Here is a 17,018-nt window from a genome sequence, read left to right on the forward strand (position 1 = left end):
TAAAAAAACACACGTTCGATTATAATTAGTATAATCGAAATCATGTGTTGAGAATAGCGTTATTTACTTGTACCACGATCAAACATCCCCATCACCTCGGTTGTTTGCAAAATATTCACAAACGACTTAGGATCGGTTTCCTTAATCGTACTTTTTACATCAGCCAGTTGATAGCGTGTAATAACCGTAATTAACACTTTACGGCCTTCGCCAGAATAGGCTCCTTTCGCATCGATAATCGTTACCCCTCGATGAAGCTTTTCTAATAACTGCTGTTTGACCTCTTCGCCTTTATTCGTAATAATCATAAGGGTTAATTTAATATGGCTTGTATGAATCGTGTCCACTACTTTTCCGGTAGCATAAATGGAAACAAGCGTTAATAGCGCTGCATCCCAGCTAAAGACAAAGCCGGAAGCTGCCACTACGATACCATTCATAGCAGCAATTAAAGTACCAAGCGGAAAATCACGTTTACGGCTTAGTAGCATAGCAATAATATCAAAGCCTCCAGAGGAGCCTGCTGCTCGGAAAATCAACCCCATTGCAACACCTACGATGACCCCACCAAATAAGGAAGCAAGAATTGGCTCTTGTGTGGCCTTGTAAATCGGAATAATATATAAACTTACTGATAAAACAGCCACCGATAGAATTGTATAGCTAATAAATCGTTTCCCAAGCTTCATCACACCTAAAATGAGCAGAGGTAAGTTCAATAGTAAGTTTAATACCCCGGTATTCAACGGCGTTATAATCCCAAGCATAATAGCAATACCGCTTAATCCCCCACTTAAAATTTCATGAGGAATTAACAAAAAATTATAAGCAAAGGCTACTAAAACGGAAGAAAGTGTAATAATAATCACATTACGCATGTTGATGTCCCCTATAAACGACCAAATTTTGATACATCTTTTCCATAGACTACCCAACTTACTTACTGAGAAAACCTATTTACTTACTTTTTCTTCTGTTCTTCCTTTAAAGGACCCTCTTGTTTCTGTTCGCCATTATCAGCGACCTTATCAATACGCTCCAGCATTGGAGGATGTGTATAACGGAACCATTTCACCAAAAGCGGTGGATTGACCTCGCTTAAGCCTGAAATGGTTAGCTTTTGAAATGCCGTTACAGCCGCTTCCCGATCATTCATCAAGTTAATCGCATATTGATCTGCTCTCGATTCCTGGTATCTGGATACGTAATTAGACACGGGATTGGAAGCAAATAATAATATGGAAGTAATTAGTAAAAATAATGGGTAGGAGCTAATATTACTAATTTTATTAATGTTGAATACCTGTCCATATCGTGAAGCTAAGCGTCGCATAATTTTGGCGGTTAGCCATAAACCAACTAAAGAGAGTAAAAGATAGCCTACAATGCCAAAATAAATATGTTTTTCAACATAATGCCCCATTTCATGCGCCATAATAAACAAAATTTCATTATCCGTCAATCTGTTTAATGTAGTATCCCAAAGAACAATTCTTGAATTGCTACCGATCCCTGTCACATAAGCATTTAGGGCATTCGTCTTCTCAGCCATATTCACCTCGTAAACATGCTCTGCCGGGATATGAGCCTGGGTAGCAAGTGAAAGTATTTTGCTTTCCAGCTCTTTATTTTTTAACGGATAAAAATCATTGTACAAAGGGTCGATCACAACTGGCTGAATAAACATCACAAAAATTGAAAAGGGGATGGTTAATAGCCATGCATAGAGCCACCATCTTTTTTCACTCTTTTTAATGAGCCAATAGAGCACTGTCACTATGATCAAGGTCATTCCAAAGTTCACCCAAAAATCAATGACACCATCCTTCATCCAAGATCCAAATGCTTGCGTGCTGATGCCATAGCTTTTACTGAGATAATAACGATAATAGTCCAGTGGGAATAAAACGACATAGACTAGTAATGACAATAAAAATAAGTAGGTTGCATTTTGCAAAAGCTTCCACTTTGTTTGGGATGTGCTCACTTTCTCAAAATAACGTGAGACACCAAACAGTAATATCATGAAGTAAACAAGCCATTCCAAGGGAGTAGCTACAAAAAATAAAAAGTTCCGTATTTTTGAGTATTCACCACTTAATAATAGTTCCTTACCAGACATAAACATCACTGGATCAGCAGCAGTTCCCTGTAAGGCACTTGGAATTTTGCCCCCTCCACTGTGGAATATATACCAGTACATACAAAGCACGTAAACACCGAAAAATAGTAGCGCAACAATGCCGATTTTTTTAGCTATATCAATTCCCCCTCATATCAAACAAAGTTCGTCCTATAGTCAGTGTAAGCGAAATTATCAAAGTTAGAACAAATATGGACTACTTTTTATCATCTCTTTTTTGCAAGAAAAAATTCGCTCCATTTCTAGCAATGAGGACCATATATCCTTCTCATTGTTTTAAAATGTCGTGAATTTAAGATAGTGCTTATTATTTATCCATTACAAATGTTGTTTTCCCACGTTGATCTTCACTTAAATAGCTTGCGGATAATAAATGGTATCTCTTTGTTTCCTCGTAATAAGTAAGCATCTGCTACAAGCTTTTGCCCTTCATCTGATAAATCAACCTATGCTTTTGCTGCTCCTGCATGTTTCGCTTCGCTATATTGAAAAGCTAATAGCTGGCCATATTGGCTCCCTACGACTAGGAGCAAGCGGATTACCTGCACATATTTTTATGCCAGATTTAATTCATCAAGTTTCACTGGCTTATCCAGAGATTCGTATTTCGTTAGAGGTAAAAACAGCTCCTGAAATTGAAAATAAAGTGGCGCTTCAGGAAATAGATTTTGGGCTCATTATGGAAACTAAACAGGAAAATACTGCCCTTCAATACGAGACAATCGGAGAGGATTCCCTTGTTTTGGCATTCAGTCCAACACATGAACTTGCTTCTAAAAGAGCATCACCAAAGAGGATGTTCTTAAAAATAAGCTTTTATTGCATACTTCTTCTAGCTCCACGAATCACTTTATCGAAAAGTGGATGGACCCTTTTCAGCCTTCTACTTATACCATCGAATTGGATTCTGTGAGTACAATAAAAAAAGGCTGACCTTCTTAAAGAACTTAGCCTTCGTTTCTGATGCCTTAATTGAAGAATAGTTAAAATCAGGTCTACTAATGAAAAGGATTTACAGGATGTGACGCTTCAGAGAAAGATTCAATTTATATATCCTAAAACTCGTTTAGATAATGCCATTGATGAGTTTGTCAAAATGTCGATTTACAAAGTAGCACAGCGATTAAAAATGTCTTCAGTTCTGACATAATTCCACATATAGCCGTAATAAAATGCAATGGGGATATATTTATTAGAAAGGAGGAAAGTATTTGCTAACCAAATTGCTGACAAAGGATTGTATCCAAATTGCAAACGTTGTTCCGTCCTGGCAAGAAGCTATTCGTTTAGCTGCCACCCCATTAGTCCGTCAAAACAAAATTGAACAGCGGTATATCGAGGCAATGATTCAATCCATTGAGCAATATGGTCCTTATGTCGTTATTACACCGAAAGTCGCTCTTCCACATGCACGACCATCAGACGGTGTCTATGCTCTAGCAGTAAGTTTGCTATGTTTACAGCAGCCTGTTTTTTTCAGCCCTAATCAGCCTGTCTTTTTAATTTTTGTTTTAGCTGCTATGGACAATACTTCACATCTACAGGCATTGGCTGATCTAACCTTAGTGCTACAACATCCGGATCAGGTTGATAGCCTAATTGCTTGTCAGCATGAGGAAGACATAAGTGAGAAAATTAAACAATTTACGACAAAGGAGTCAGCAGGATGAAAATATTAGTCGTGTGCGGTAGCGGATTAGGAAGTAGCTTTATTTTAGAATTAAATGTAAAGAAGGCATTAGAGGCTATGGGCAAAGAGGCTGAGGTGACCCATACGGATTTAGCATCCGCAAAGGCGGAGAAAGCTGATATTTATTTAGGTGCGGCCGATATTGTGAATGAATTAGCGAAAGACAACGCAATCATCGTGAGTATCGTCAATATGATGAATATATCGGAAATTAAGGAAAAGCTGGAACCTTGGCTTTAAGCAAAAAAAAATTGGATAGGATGAGGTGTTGGTATGTTAGATGTTATCATGCATGACATTTTAGGAACACCAGCTATATTAGTCGGCCTATTCGCATTTGTTGGTTTATTAATTCAAAAGAAATCAAGCTCCACTGTTCTTTCTGGTACTTTAAAAACAATTATGGGCTTCGTGATTCTTGGGGCAGGAGCAACTGTCCTAATTGGCTCTTTAGATCATTTTAGTAAAATGTTCGACCATGCTTTTCAAGTTCAGGGAGTTATTCCTAACAACGAAGCTATCGTAGCAGCTGCTCAAACTAATTTCGGAACAGCAACTGCACTCATTATGGTATTTGGGATGATTTTCAACTTATTACTTGCGCGATTTACGCCATTAAAATATATCTTTTTAACTGGGCATCATACATTATTCATGGCTTGCTTAATCGCTGCTTCTTTATCTATTGGTGGAATGAGTGGGACACCTCTTATCATCGTCGGCTCTATTATACTGGGGCTTTGTATGGTAGTATTCCCTGCTATTTTGCAACCAACTGTCCGCCAAATAACAGGCAATGATGATTTTGCTGTCGGTCACTTTGGTAGTGTTGGTTACTATGTATCAGCTAAAATCGGAAAGCTCTTTGGCAATAAAGCAAAATCAACAGAGGATATACAGGTACCTAAGTCACTTGGCTTTTTACGAGATACCTCTGTCGCCATCTCTTTAACTATGAGTGTATTCTTTATCATTGTAGCGTTTTTCGCAGGGCCTTCCTATATTGAGGCTCAACTATCTGATGGATCTAACTTCATTATTTTCGCCATTATGCAAGCGATTACATTTGCAGCTGGTGTTTATATCATTTTAGCTGGTGTACGGATGTTAATTGCTGAAATTATTCCAGCCTTTAAAGGCATTGCTGATAAACTTGTACCAAATACAAAGCCTGCACTCGATTGCCCAACTATTTTCCCCTTCGCCCCAAATGCTGTTATCATCGGTTTCTTATTTAGTTTTTTAGCTGGACTTGTTTCAATGTTTATACTACCTTTCATCGGACTGAAAGTGATTGTTCCAGGGCTAGTTCCCCACTTCTTCACTGGCGCTGCAGCAGGTGTGTTTGGTAATGCTACAGGAGGCAGAGTTGGTGCCATGTCAGGTGCCTTTGCCAACGGTTTATTGATTAGCTTTATTCCTGCGATACTTCTGATTTTTATGGGAGACATCGGCTACGAAGGCACAACATTTGGTGATTCAGACTTTGGTGTTATCGGCATTATTATTATTAATTTATTAAAATTATTTGGAGCTGTTTAAAATTTAGATAAAAGCCCTACGCAAATTGCGTTGGGCTTTTTTGTTATTGTACATACGTGGGAAAGTGGGAAACTTTAATAAATTTATTACTTGATTAGTCATCAAGCTTTAGATTATTAACTTATTATGTATATAGATTTGGATATATATTCTTATAGATTCTACAGAAATTTATTTTATTCGTCGTCTGACATCAGACTAAAAATATTAAATTTTTGCCGATATATACTTTATAACTAGGAAACAACAGGAGGTAGTACACATTTTGAAGAAATTAATGGTGGCTTGTCTTTTGATTGCTCTATTAATAGCAGGTTGTTCATCGGCTCAGACAGAAACATCAAAGGAAGACTATAAGATAGGCGTTTTACTATCGGATGCTGGACTTGGAGATGAATCATTCAACGATTCTGCTTTTAAAGGACTTGAAAAGGCGCGGGATGAGCTTGGTATTTTATTTGATTATAAAGAGGCACCAGATGGAAATTATGAGGAAAAACTACAGGAGCTTGTAGAAGAAAAATATGATATTATCATTGGTCTCGGTTTCTCTGTACAAGAGGCACTAGAAAAGACTGCGAAGCAATTCCCGGAGCAACAGTTTGTATTGATTGATGGACAGTCAGATGTGAACAACATTATTTCTATTACCTTTAAGGAGCAGGAAGGAAGCTTCTTAGTTGGTATGGTGGCTGCTATGACAAGCAAAACAGGAAAAATCGGCTTTATTGGTGGGACAGATGCTCCTGTTATCCATCACTTTGAAAATGGTTTTATAGAAGGAGCTCACTATGTAAACCCAAATATTGAAATTATGAGTGACTATGCAGGAACCTTTGATGATACACAGGCTGGTGCGGCAATCGCTGATAAATATATTCAACATCAAGTTGATTTTATTTACCACGCTGCTGGTTTTACAGGCTTTGGGGCGATTAAAAAAGCTGAAGAGATGGGAATTTATGCAGCTGGGGTTGATATCGATCAATTTTATATTGCTGAAAAAACAGTCGTCACTTCTATGTTAAAGAATGTTGACCATGCTGTTTTTCAACTCGCAAAAACATTGGTGGACGAAGGTAAATTAACTGAAAAATCCTTGGCTCTAGGGCTAGCCGAGCAAGGTGTTGGACTAGCTGATATCCGTGTGATTACATTAACGTCTGAGCAACAAGTCGCTATTGAAAAAGCCCGTGAAGCGATTGTTGCAGGCTCGATAAAAGTTTCTGCAGAAAAGAGGGATAGCCAGTGACACTACGAAAGAAATTATTTATGAACACGTTGATCCCCATCTTGCTGGCAATGGGGATGATTGGTTTTATTATTGTTCAAACATTTTCCATTCAAACAACAGCACAAGACGATACCGCACTATTACTCTCAGTGAAAGAGCTTGAACAAAGCTTCGTAGTTGCTAGCCAATCATTAAACAACTACACCTATTTAGATAGTGAGGCCAATAAAAACGAAGCGCTTGCTATATTACAAGAAACAAAAGTCAATTTAGATGCATTAGCATCTCTGACAAAAATTCCTGAACATCAAAAATTAATCAATAAAATATCGAATAAATTTGCAGAGCTTGAAAAAGCTACAAAATCGGGTTTCCAAGATGACAATCGTTCAGAAATAAAAAAGCAATCTCTTCGAATTAAAGGCATTTTAAATGATATGTATTTGTTAAAAAAAGAAACAAATGAATGGTATCAAGAGATGATACAAGTAACAAAGCAAAAAATTGGTTTTATTATTACAACAGCTATCATAGGCAGTATCCTATTAATCTTAGCAACGATTATTTATTCCTATATAGCTGCTAAAAGAATTACCAAACCTATCAACCAAATTGTAGAATGTGCACAGAGCGCAGCTACTGGGGACCTTACAATAGATACCTCCACCCTTTCCTATCAATCAAATAGCCGTTATGAGATTGATCGATTGACGGAAAGTTTTTCACAAATGATGACGAATTTAAGGAGCACTGTGTTGTCCATTAATCAAATAGGCAAGGATGTTAGTTTATTTACACAGGATGTAACAAGCCATATGCAAAATATTAACGAAGGTAGCAATCAAGTAGCCGTATCTACTGACGAATTAGCAAAGGGTAGTTACACGATGTCAGAAGATATACAATCGGTCGCGATGCTCATGAATAATATGTCGGATCAATTTAAATCCGTTGCTCACACAACGGAGCAATCAGCTATACATGGTAAACAGGCATTGGATGCCGTTCAAAATGGGCAATATACATTGGAAAAACAATCTACCATTGCAAAAGATATTCAAGGCGCTTCACTAGCAATAAAGAATGCAGTTACTCAATTTTCACAATTTACAACGGAAATTGAAGGAGCAGCTAATGCTGTTCATACCATTGCCAGTCAAACAAATTTATTAGCTTTAAATGCGGCTATTGAAGCAGCCCGTGCTGGCGAAGCAGGAAAAGGATTTGCCGTTGTAGCCGATGAGGTTAAAAAGCTTTCTTCGGAAACTGAAAATGCCACAAATTTAATTTCTTCGATGGTGACTCATATTAAAGATGGTATCGACCACATTCTAGTTACGGCTGAAAGAGGGCATGAGCTTTCAAATGAGCAAGCACAATCAATGCTAGAAACGGAACATTCATTTGCAGCCATTACTAATCATATCACCGATATCCATCAAGATTTACAGCATCTTACTAAGGAAATGATGCAAACAAATGAAATGAGCCAGCAAGTGAATGGGACGATTGAAAATATCTCTGCGATTACAGAAGAAACGGCGGCGGGTACAGAGGAAATTTCAGCATCCACGCAGGAACAACTAGTATCCTTCCAGAAAATAAATACAAAAATCGTCGATCTTCAAAAAATGACGGATACATTAATGAATGAGCTAAAAAAATTCACTTTATAGCCCCAATCAAACATGAAAAAATCCAGTGGCTAGTCGTGCACTGGATTTCTTCATTTTACAATGTTAAGCCGCCATCAACCACTACGATAGAGCCTGTCATATAGCTTGCTTTGTCTGAAGCTAGGAAAACAACCATTTCTGCTAACTCTTCTGGTTTAGCGTAGCGTCCCATTCTCATATTTGGAATTTCCTCTGGAATATAGCCACCTGTTTCAAACATAGCAGTGACACTGTTTGTTAACGCTGTTTCTACTCCGCCAGGACAAATCGCATTGATACGAATACCTTTTTTCACATATTCTAATGAAGCAGATTTCGTTAAACCTACAACCGCATGCTTACTTGCAGAATAAATGGCCATACTATGCTCGCTACGAACGCCCGCTGTTGAAGCCGTATTTATAATCGAGCCGCTACCTTGTCCTTCCATAACTTTAATCACATGTTTTAAGCCAAGAAAAACACCTTTTACGTTGATTGCCATAATACGATCATATTCATGATCAGTAATCTCTGTTAATGGGGAGATTTTCTGAATCACGCCTGCATTATTGAAAAACACATCAATACGACCATATGTTTCAACAGCAGCATTCACATATTTCTCTACATCTTCACTGTTCGAAACATCGGCCTGAACGAAGATTCCTTCTCCGCCTTGCTCTTTCATCAAGTTTAATGTCTCTTCTCCCGTTTCCTTGTTGAAATCAACAATCACGACTTTTGCACCGTTGCTAGCAAGCTTTAAACTGCTTGCTCTTCCAATACCGCTCCCTGCACCTGTTACAACTGCAATTTTATTTAAAAGTTCCATCTTCCATTCCTCCCTAGTATGTTGAATACATGGTCTATTTTATTGCTACTTTCCCCTTTTTTATTGTATTATTTTACACAAAATAGTACTTTCCCATTGTCTATTCATAAAAATTGAAACTGCTTTCATTTTGATAGCACCATTAAGGACTGAGGTGTGTAGAACGTGAAAATATCCACTATCGACCTTCAATACATAAGTCAATTAATTTATGAAATACATCATCTTCCTGTTTCTTATATTCATGCATCGGGAGAAATAATTTTTGAATATGCATCAGCGGAATGTCTCAATCATTCATCCTATTGTTCTATAAAGGAACAATTGAAAACATATCCTTACCATACGTCTTCAACCGACTACCCGATTTTTTTCACGATCGCTAATGTTAATTTTTTCTTTATCAACCTCACGATAAACGAACAATATTTGGGAGCCTTAATTGTCGGACCCTCTCTTTCACCACAAATGGAGGAAATCACTGATTATGAGCATGAGCCTATTCCTACTCTTCATTATCAGGAATACTTAGCTATTAGTTTATTTGTTTATTATTCCATCTATCAGCGAAAATTAAATAAAACAGCGGTTATTCATTATAATCAAGAGCTAAAGCCCCTCATTCGTCATGAGGGACATACAGCGCTTGAGCTTTCGTATGCCAGAAGAAATGATATCGTTCATACAAATCTTTACTACGAAAAAATATTGTTAGACAATGTGAAAAATGGGCGTATGGAGAAATTAACAGAAGTCTTGAATTATTCCATTGTTGAACAAGCGGAACTAGGAGTACTTTCAAAACGCAATAATTTAAAAAGTGTACAATATTTGATGATTACTGGGATTGCCCTAATTTGTCGTGCAGCGATTGAAGGTGGGTTAAACGAAGAAACAGCCTTTACATTAAGTGATTTTTATATTCAAAAACTAGAGGATCAAAATAATTTAATCGACATTCTTTCGTTAATGGAGGAAGCTATTTACGACTATACTAGCCGAGTGGCACAAGCTAGTACAAGGAAATTTTCAGCACCCATTACTACTTGTGTCCATTTTATTGAAAATCAATTATATGGGGATATAACTCTCGATCAGCTTTCAGCTATTTGCCATTTAAGCCCTAATTATCTTTCTTCTTTATTTAAAAAGGAAGTTGGGATTTCCTTTACTGAATATATTCAGCAACAAAGAATCGATGAGGCGAAAAAGCTTTTAACATTTACAAACTATCCAATTTTAGATATTGGCTCTTTACTTAATTTCACAGACCAAAGCTATTTTATTAAAGTTTTTAAGAAATTTACGGGTATCACCCCTAAGCAATATCGTAGGCTTTCTAACAGAATTCTCTGAGGCACCTACGCTCTCAGAAGATACATGGCTCGAAGTAGTCGGCACAATTGGTCAAACAACTTATGAGGGGGCAAGCTTACCTGTCATCCATATTGATAATTGGGTAGCAATTGAACAACCCGAATCACCCTATCTTTATCCTATTAATATTCGGATGAGCTTCTAGCGAAAAGGGCAAAACGATTTGTTTGCCCTTTTTCGTTTATTTATTAGATAATTGCACGTTTAAGCCTAAATGGGAACTTAATGTACTACCTTCATATTCAGCTCGGAATAACCCACGCTCTACTAACATAGGGATAACATCGCTAAAGAATAAATCCAAAGATTTCGCAGGACCACCTGGAACAGCAATAAAGCCATCCAATGCCCCCTTCTGATAAAAAGTAACGATTTGATCGACAATATCATGTGATGTGCCGATTGCTACAAGATGTGCAGATCCAATTACTTCTGGACGAGCAAGCAATCCCTCAACAGATGGTTCATTTTCCATGATGTAACGACGAACAAGTTTAGCATGTGTTCGACTGCGTACTTTCTGATTCTCAGGTGGTAACATATCCACTGTTACAGGATCATGAAGTGCCATATGCCGAACATTCAAACCAATGACTGACTCTAAAGCATTGTAACGACGCTCCAGGGTTAAATGTGCGTGTGCTTGATGGTACATGTCTAATGCTTCTTCATATGTATCTCCAATAAAGAAATAGAGTCCTGGTAATAACCGTATATCATCTGCTGTACGTCCCACGTTAACAGCACGTTTCCGTAAATCATTGCGCATTTCAATACCAACCTCCATAGCTGGTGTCGCCGCAAAAATGGCATTCGATACGGCTGCTGCAAATTGTCGCCCTACGTCTGATGCTCCTGCTTGAAATAAGGGAATTTCTCCTGCCGGATGCATCGGTATATTTAACGGCCCCTTTATATGGAAAAACTCTCCCTCATGATTGATAGGCTTCATAAGTTCTTTTATTTTCTCTATATCACCATCTGTTTCTAACATTTCATATGGATGACTATGCCATAGCTGCTTCACAATCTTAGTACATTCAGCCGCTTTAGCATAGCGCTCCTCTGAGGAAGGCATAGGCTCGTTACTAAAATTATAGGCACCATCAATGGAAGTCACAATATTCCACCCTACACGCCCACCACTAATCCAATTCAAGGATTGTAATTGACGGGCAATCAAATAGGGTGGTGTAAAGGATGTAGAAATGGTCGTTACTAATCCTATTTGCTTCGTTTCTCTGGCCACTGTTGCCAATAAAAAGCTAGGGTCTAACCCAACTGTACCTTTTGTTTTAGCCATTAATTCTGGATGAGCCATTAAATAATCTGCCTTAAATAAAAAATCTAATTTGGCCGCCTCCGCACGCTTCGCAAATGCAATATGCTCATCAATCAATGCACCTTTCTCACCATCCTTGTCATGCACAGCTAGATGCATACCAATAATGAGATGTCTTTTCATGGATACTTCACTCCTTTTAAATGAAAATGATTATCATTTTCATCATACCCATTCATTTTAAAGATTGCAATGCCATTTGCCATAAAAAAAGAGGTGCCTCAGTTATATGGGCACCTGTACTTTTAAACACTTACTATAAAGGATAATATAGGTATTATCATCCATGAAAAGTTTGACCTCTTTATTAACAGCTAGCCTAAAATAAACATTTACGATGTCGAGAAGTTAAATAGGCTTTGCAAAAATTTGTTTTTCAAGAGAGTCCCAAAGGACAATTCCTACATCTTGTTGCTGATCAATGATCCGAACTGTAATGGGAATATAATCGATTAATATCCTATTTAAATTGGTACTTATGAGCTGTAATAGACCAATCAGCTCTGGTTCATTTATAAGTGGAGCGTTCACCTCTATTTGAATATCTGTTAATTTGCCTTTTTCATATTGTAGCTTGCCAAATATTTTTAGGTTTAAATGTTTAAATCCTTTCTGAATATCCTCTTTGAAAAGCAATAGTTTTGTATACATATTCTGGTCTAAAGTATATAACGCTTCCGAAGGGAATATATAAAATTTCTTATCTATTTCAGCCCATTTTGTAATGGTAGCTTCCCCATGAGGAATAAACGTTTCTGCTAAAAATACCCCTGGAATAATATCATTTATATTCGATTCCTGAAATAACGTAAGGTAAATAGGAACATTCGGTATTTTTACATTTCCCCTAATATCTTTAACTATCTTTTCAGCTACTTTTTTACCAAAGATTTTGACATCATTAATTTCATCATTATTTTGGTCTACCTTCACTTGCCCAGTGTAAATTAAACCTTCATCATCAGTTACTCGTATATCATAATATTCATTTAACGATATGGCGATTGACATTCCCTCTATTTTATTAGTTTCTTTATTAATAAAATCTTGTTCCAATACATGAGAAAGGATTAAGGGATACCTCTTTTCATCCTCTAATACATTATCGGTTTGATGTTCGATAGCGGGGTTTAAACCCACATCTTCATTGGTTTTTCTACTTAGCCATTGGCTAATTGTTTTACCACTTAAATATTGACCTTCCTGCATATAGAACTTCTCTGTGGAAAAATGATTGACTGATAATTCCATTAAACCTCTTTCTATTTCATTCATATTTAATGCATTATTCATATTCTTAATAATGGAGCCTCTAGCAATATTAAATTTAGCAGGTTGTTGAATTTCATACGTTTCCTTTTTTTGAATAGACGATATATACTTTTTCTCATCCTTCGTGACCTCCTTCATCTCACTATTACAAGAACTTAATAACAAGAGGGATGCCACTGATAATAACATTCGTTTTCTTCTTTTCATTCCATTTACTCCTTGATCACTATGTAGCAATTCAAACTCCTTTATTAAAGATACCAAATTTACCAAAATAAAACATTATTAATTTGAAAATTTAACCACTTTCATCCCTTCTGACGATGCGTTACCACCAATTAAAAAAAGACCTATGTCCGTAAAAGAACATAAGTCTTACTAGTTGTTTGCATAGGGGGTTAGTTTTGATGAAGTCGGTTTGCTCTGAGTTTTTATGACCCTTCAAGCACTTTTCCCTACTTACTAGGCAAATGCTACATCAGTTTGCTTATTTTGCATTTTTATCTGGCTGATGAATACCAAATACATTCCCTTCCGTATCCATATAGTATCCCTGCCATGCCATACCGGGTAATGCATACTTGGGCATGGCTACTTGACCACCATTTTCAAGAATACTTGCTTCTGTTACATCATAACTTTCTACACCCATCGTACAGGCGAATCCATTCATAGCTTGGTTTGGCTCCGGAGGAGGACCTTGACGTTGCATTAAAGCGCCATCAATGCCATGCTCATCCTCACCACCTGTTACTGCCCCAAAATAGGGCATCCCTGCGTAGTCACTCCAATCTTGAAATGACCAACCAAAAACGTTCCCATAGAAATTCTTTGCTCTCTCCATGTCACTTACATGAATTTCAAAATGCACTAATCTCCCCATTGTATCCTCCTTAGTAGCAAACATGTTTGAATACATTTACTATAAAGCATTTTTTGAAGGATGAAAATAAAACAATTAGTAATTTTCTATTAATTCAGCATTGGTTGATTTATGACGATTCTCTAAAGGTTAATCTTCTACACTAATTTATAATTGACTATACACGGAAAATGCATCTGTTATATTATATTGTTCTGTTCGGGAATTTCCTTCCGCTCCCACTGTTACTAGGATGTATTCTTGTCCATTTATTGTAGCTAAACTTGCTAAGCATAAACCCGCGTCGTCAGTATAACCTGTTTTTCCACCTAAAATTTCTCCGCCTGGTAATGCTCTTGTTGTCATATTTTGAAACATTTTATTTGTAAAAGTTATCCCCTCTGGATGACGATTTGTAGGTTTGATAGAATATCTTTCGGCTGTATAAACTTGACGAAACTCATCATTTGTTAATGCATATTGCAACAGTAAAGACATATCTTTAACAGTCGTATAATGATCTGAATGATGCAATCCAGTAGTATTCATAAAATGAGTATTTTTCATGCCTAACTGTTGGGCCTTTTCATTCATTAGATTTACAAATTTTCTTTCCGAACCAGCAATATATTCAGCTAAACCGATGGAAGCCTCTGCCCCTGATGGCAGCATAGAACCATATAATAAATCCTCTAGCGTTAGCTTTTCATTTGGGAGAAAACCAGCAAGTGATGCATTCGCTTCGTATAAATTATTAAATATATTGTTCCCTAAAACAATTTCTTCCTGTAAATTAGGAATCTGCTCGATAGCAACTAAAACCGTCATCATTTTTGTTAATGACGCAGGGTAAATAACTTCCTCGCTATTTTTATCTATCAAAACTTTATTGTCATCCAAATTCACTAAAATAGCATTTGAGCTATATAAATTAACATTCATCATATCGCCGCTCTTTGTTGGCGTGTCGAATGATTGTGTGTTGACTTGTAAGCTTACAGGTGTTTCTTTAGCCCATATAAAATAAACAAACAGCATGACGAACATGAATAGTATAGTAAAAATTCCTTTTCTCTTGAACATATAAAAACAACTCCTTCTCATTATGTCTTTATTCAAACATAAAAAGAGGAGCTTTATTTTAATTAACTATTAGTGAATTCTTAAGGTTTCTTAAGAATTACTCGGAAGCATGACAGTAAATATAGTTTTTTCGTTACTTGAAGTAGCTGTAATGGTTCCTCCATGGGCTTGTACAATTTCATTTGAAATAGCTAATCCTAGTCCCGCACCACCAGTTTGTGTGGATCTTGCATTATCTAAACGATAAAACTTTTCAAATATCATCTTTAATTTTTCTGGAGGAATCGTCTTTCCTGTATTCGAAAACGAAATAAATGTCTCGTTATCTTCGTTTTTAGCACTAATTTCAATTGTACTGTTTGGATCACTATAGGCCATTGCATTTTTTAAAATATTATTAAATACTCTTGCTAATTTATTTCCATCTGCATATATCGTAATCTCTCCATCTATATGGACGATTGCCTTTTGGCCTCTAGGTGCTAACAATGGATAAAATTCATCGGCGACTTGCATCAACATATAGTTTAAAGGTATTGATTCTTTCTCTAAAATAATGGATTGTAAATTAAATCGAGTGATTTCAAAAAACTCGTTAATTAAATGCTCAAGCCGATAAGATTTTTCGAGCGTAATCGTTACATATTTTTCTTTTTGCTCTATAGGCATGTCCTTAGCCTCGTCTAAAAGGCTTAAGTAGCCAATCATCGAAGTCAAAGGAGTTTTAATATCGTGTGCTAAATAAACAACGAGGTCATTCTTCCGTTGCTCCGCCTCTTGCGCATCCCTCGCTCGTTTTTCTAATTTATTTTTTACATCATTTAATTTTTTCTCTAAAAAATCTAGCTCTGCGGGAAGACGGATCTCCTGTTCTGACTCGTCAGAAAGCATGGAAATACTAGAACTAATTTGATGAAAATAGCGAGTAAAACGAGATAGGGCCATATAAAAAATAACTAGAAGTAATAAAATGAATCCAATCGTTAGCCAAAGGGGTTTATTTTGTTGGAATAATACAAAATAAGCTTGTCGGGCTGCATAATAATCTAATTGTAAAACATTTTCACAGAAGGACATAAAAGCATTAGCAAAAGGCGCTTGCAAAACACCATCGATGAGGGCGAAGTTGATAATAAGACCAAATAAAATGGCCACGACAAGAATAAAGATAATTTGTAAAATCATTTTCCTCTTCAGTCTTCCAAACTCATTTTTCAATGGTATACCCCACTCCCCAAACCGTTTTAATAAATTTTGGGTTCTCTACAGAATCTCTCATTTTCTCGCGCAAATGCCGTATATGAACCATAACCGTATTATTACTATTGAAATACTTCTCTCCCCAAATTTCCTGAAATAACTCTTCTGAGCTAATAACCTTCCCTCTATTCGAGCTTAAATACCACAATATAGAAAACTCTGTAGGTGTAAGGGATAATTGTCTTTCATTTAACAAGACTTGTCTTGTATTTTTGTTAATCATTAAACCTGCAAAATCAATTGTATCCTCATGTGGCTTGGAACTTTGATTGTATAACGTAAATCTTCGCAACTGTGCTTTAACGCGAGCGACCAGCTCTAATGGTCGAAAAGGCTTCGTAATATAATCATCTGCTCCTAAAGAAAAGCCATTTATTTTATCAATTTCTTCTTCCTTCGCCGTTAGCATAATCACAGGGAAATTATAGGTTTCACGTATTTTTTGCAAAATGGTAAAGCCATCAATCTCTGGCATCATAATATCTAAAATAGCTAAATCTAAACCTTCACGCTCAATACAAGCTAATGCCTCTTGAGCTGAATAATATTTAAATACATTATAATTTTCATTTTTTAAATAAAGCTCAATTAAATCTGCAATTTCTTTTTCATCGTCGACTACTAAAATGTTCAAACGAATAGCCCCTCTTTCTATCCTCTTATTTCCCATGATTTTTCACAGGCATTATAGCATTTACTTATAGCTATATCTATAAATAAGAA

The 17,018-nt window shown here is 36.6% G+C and carries 18 protein-coding genes; 9 read left to right on the forward strand and 9 right to left on the reverse strand.

Annotated elements, in window-relative coordinates; translation table 11 throughout:
* Nucleotides 1-59: 59 nt before the first annotated feature.
* Together AC3CH7_RS03470 and AC3CH7_RS03475 are read right to left on the reverse strand one after the other, a co-directional pair.
* Entirely contained in the window at nt 60-878 is an 819-nt protein-coding gene (locus tag AC3CH7_RS03470; RefSeq protein WP_012293567.1) for a YitT family protein, read from the reverse strand.
* 83 nt (nt 879-961) lie between these two features.
* Nucleotides 962-2,260 carry a M48 family metallopeptidase gene (locus AC3CH7_RS03475; protein ID WP_036161119.1) on the reverse strand — a complete coding sequence of 433 codons (1,299 nt, stop codon included), beginning with the start codon at nt 2,258-2,260 and terminating at the stop codon, nt 962-964.
* A gap of 331 nt (nt 2,261-2,591) precedes the next feature.
* Between AC3CH7_RS03475 and AC3CH7_RS03480 the strand changes: the two genes are divergently transcribed.
* From AC3CH7_RS03480 to AC3CH7_RS03510, 7 genes are all read left to right on the forward strand, one after another.
* Complete coding sequence (locus tag AC3CH7_RS03480) at nt 2,592-3,056, forward strand: LysR substrate-binding domain-containing protein (RefSeq protein WP_488381573.1); 465 nt, start codon at nt 2,592-2,594, stop codon at nt 3,054-3,056.
* Nucleotides 3,057-3,164: 108 nt separating this feature from the next.
* Entirely contained in the window at nt 3,165-3,293 is a 129-nt protein-coding gene (locus tag AC3CH7_RS03485) for a hypothetical protein (protein WP_012293564.1), read from the forward strand.
* Between the two features lie 61 nt (nt 3,294-3,354).
* Entirely contained in the window at nt 3,355-3,813 is a 459-nt protein-coding gene (locus AC3CH7_RS03490) for a PTS sugar transporter subunit IIA (protein ID WP_099806152.1), read from the forward strand.
* A complete protein-coding gene (locus AC3CH7_RS03495) occupies nt 3,810-4,073 on the forward strand; it encodes a PTS sugar transporter subunit IIB (protein WP_008174366.1) in 264 nt (87 codons plus the stop codon). Before AC3CH7_RS03490 ends, AC3CH7_RS03495 begins: the two co-directional genes overlap by 4 nt.
* 33 nt (nt 4,074-4,106) lie before the next feature.
* Complete coding sequence (gene ulaA, locus AC3CH7_RS03500; RefSeq protein ID WP_488381574.1) at nt 4,107-5,375, forward strand: PTS ascorbate transporter subunit IIC; 1,269 nt, start codon at nt 4,107-4,109, stop codon at nt 5,373-5,375.
* 265 nt (nt 5,376-5,640) lie between these two features.
* Complete coding sequence (locus tag AC3CH7_RS03505; protein ID WP_488381575.1) at nt 5,641-6,627, forward strand: BMP family lipoprotein; 987 nt, start codon at nt 5,641-5,643, stop codon at nt 6,625-6,627.
* Nucleotides 6,624-8,285, forward strand: coding sequence for a methyl-accepting chemotaxis protein (locus tag AC3CH7_RS03510; RefSeq protein WP_488381576.1), 1,662 nt, complete (start codon nt 6,624-6,626; stop codon nt 8,283-8,285). Before AC3CH7_RS03505 ends, AC3CH7_RS03510 begins: the two co-directional genes overlap by 4 nt.
* A gap of 55 nt (nt 8,286-8,340) precedes the next feature.
* Here AC3CH7_RS03510 and AC3CH7_RS03515 read toward each other — a convergent pair whose 3' ends face one another.
* Complete coding sequence (locus AC3CH7_RS03515) at nt 8,341-9,099, reverse strand: SDR family NAD(P)-dependent oxidoreductase (RefSeq protein ID WP_012293557.1); 759 nt, start codon at nt 9,097-9,099, stop codon at nt 8,341-8,343.
* 165 nt (nt 9,100-9,264) lie between these two features.
* Between AC3CH7_RS03515 and AC3CH7_RS03520 the strand changes: the two genes are divergently transcribed.
* Together AC3CH7_RS03520 and AC3CH7_RS03525 are read left to right on the forward strand one after the other, a co-directional pair.
* Entirely contained in the window at nt 9,265-10,455 is a 1,191-nt protein-coding gene (locus AC3CH7_RS03520; protein WP_036161107.1) for an AraC family transcriptional regulator, read from the forward strand.
* Nucleotides 10,346-10,621: a TIGR03943 family putative permease subunit gene (locus AC3CH7_RS03525; RefSeq protein ID WP_447402775.1), complete on the forward strand. Its 276-nt coding sequence runs from the start codon at nt 10,346-10,348 to the stop codon at nt 10,619-10,621. Before AC3CH7_RS03520 ends, AC3CH7_RS03525 begins: the two co-directional genes overlap by 110 nt.
* 36 nt (nt 10,622-10,657) lie before the next feature.
* On the opposite strand, the gene AC3CH7_RS03530 is transcribed toward AC3CH7_RS03525, so the two are convergent.
* From AC3CH7_RS03530 to vanR, 6 genes are all read right to left on the reverse strand, one after another.
* Nucleotides 10,658-11,941, reverse strand: a complete 1,284-nt coding sequence (locus AC3CH7_RS03530; protein ID WP_447402774.1) for an NtaA/DmoA family FMN-dependent monooxygenase — start codon at nt 11,939-11,941, stop codon at nt 10,658-10,660.
* A 225-nt stretch (nt 11,942-12,166) separates the two neighbouring features.
* Nucleotides 12,167-13,297: a CamS family sex pheromone protein gene (locus tag AC3CH7_RS03535; protein ID WP_036215160.1), complete on the reverse strand. Its 1,131-nt coding sequence runs from the start codon at nt 13,295-13,297 to the stop codon at nt 12,167-12,169.
* Between the two features lie 280 nt (nt 13,298-13,577).
* Nucleotides 13,578-13,973, reverse strand: coding sequence for a VOC family protein (locus AC3CH7_RS03540; protein WP_036161101.1), 396 nt, complete (start codon nt 13,971-13,973; stop codon nt 13,578-13,580).
* Between the two features lie 147 nt (nt 13,974-14,120).
* The gene (locus AC3CH7_RS03545) at nt 14,121-15,035 is read right to left on the reverse strand and encodes a D-alanyl-D-alanine carboxypeptidase family protein (protein ID WP_031417922.1); all 915 of its coding nucleotides are present in this window, start codon (nt 15,033-15,035) and stop codon (nt 14,121-14,123) included.
* A gap of 90 nt (nt 15,036-15,125) precedes the next feature.
* Nucleotides 15,126-16,220, reverse strand: a complete 1,095-nt coding sequence (locus tag AC3CH7_RS03550) for a sensor histidine kinase (protein ID WP_051800228.1) — start codon at nt 16,218-16,220, stop codon at nt 15,126-15,128.
* 22 nt (nt 16,221-16,242) lie between these two features.
* Entirely contained in the window at nt 16,243-16,935 is a 693-nt protein-coding gene (gene vanR / locus AC3CH7_RS03555; protein ID WP_036166074.1) for a VanR-ABDEGLN family response regulator transcription factor, read from the reverse strand.
* Between the last annotated feature and the right edge of the window lie 83 nt (nt 16,936-17,018).

It is taken from the genome of Lysinibacillus sp. F12 (assembly GCF_057773605.1).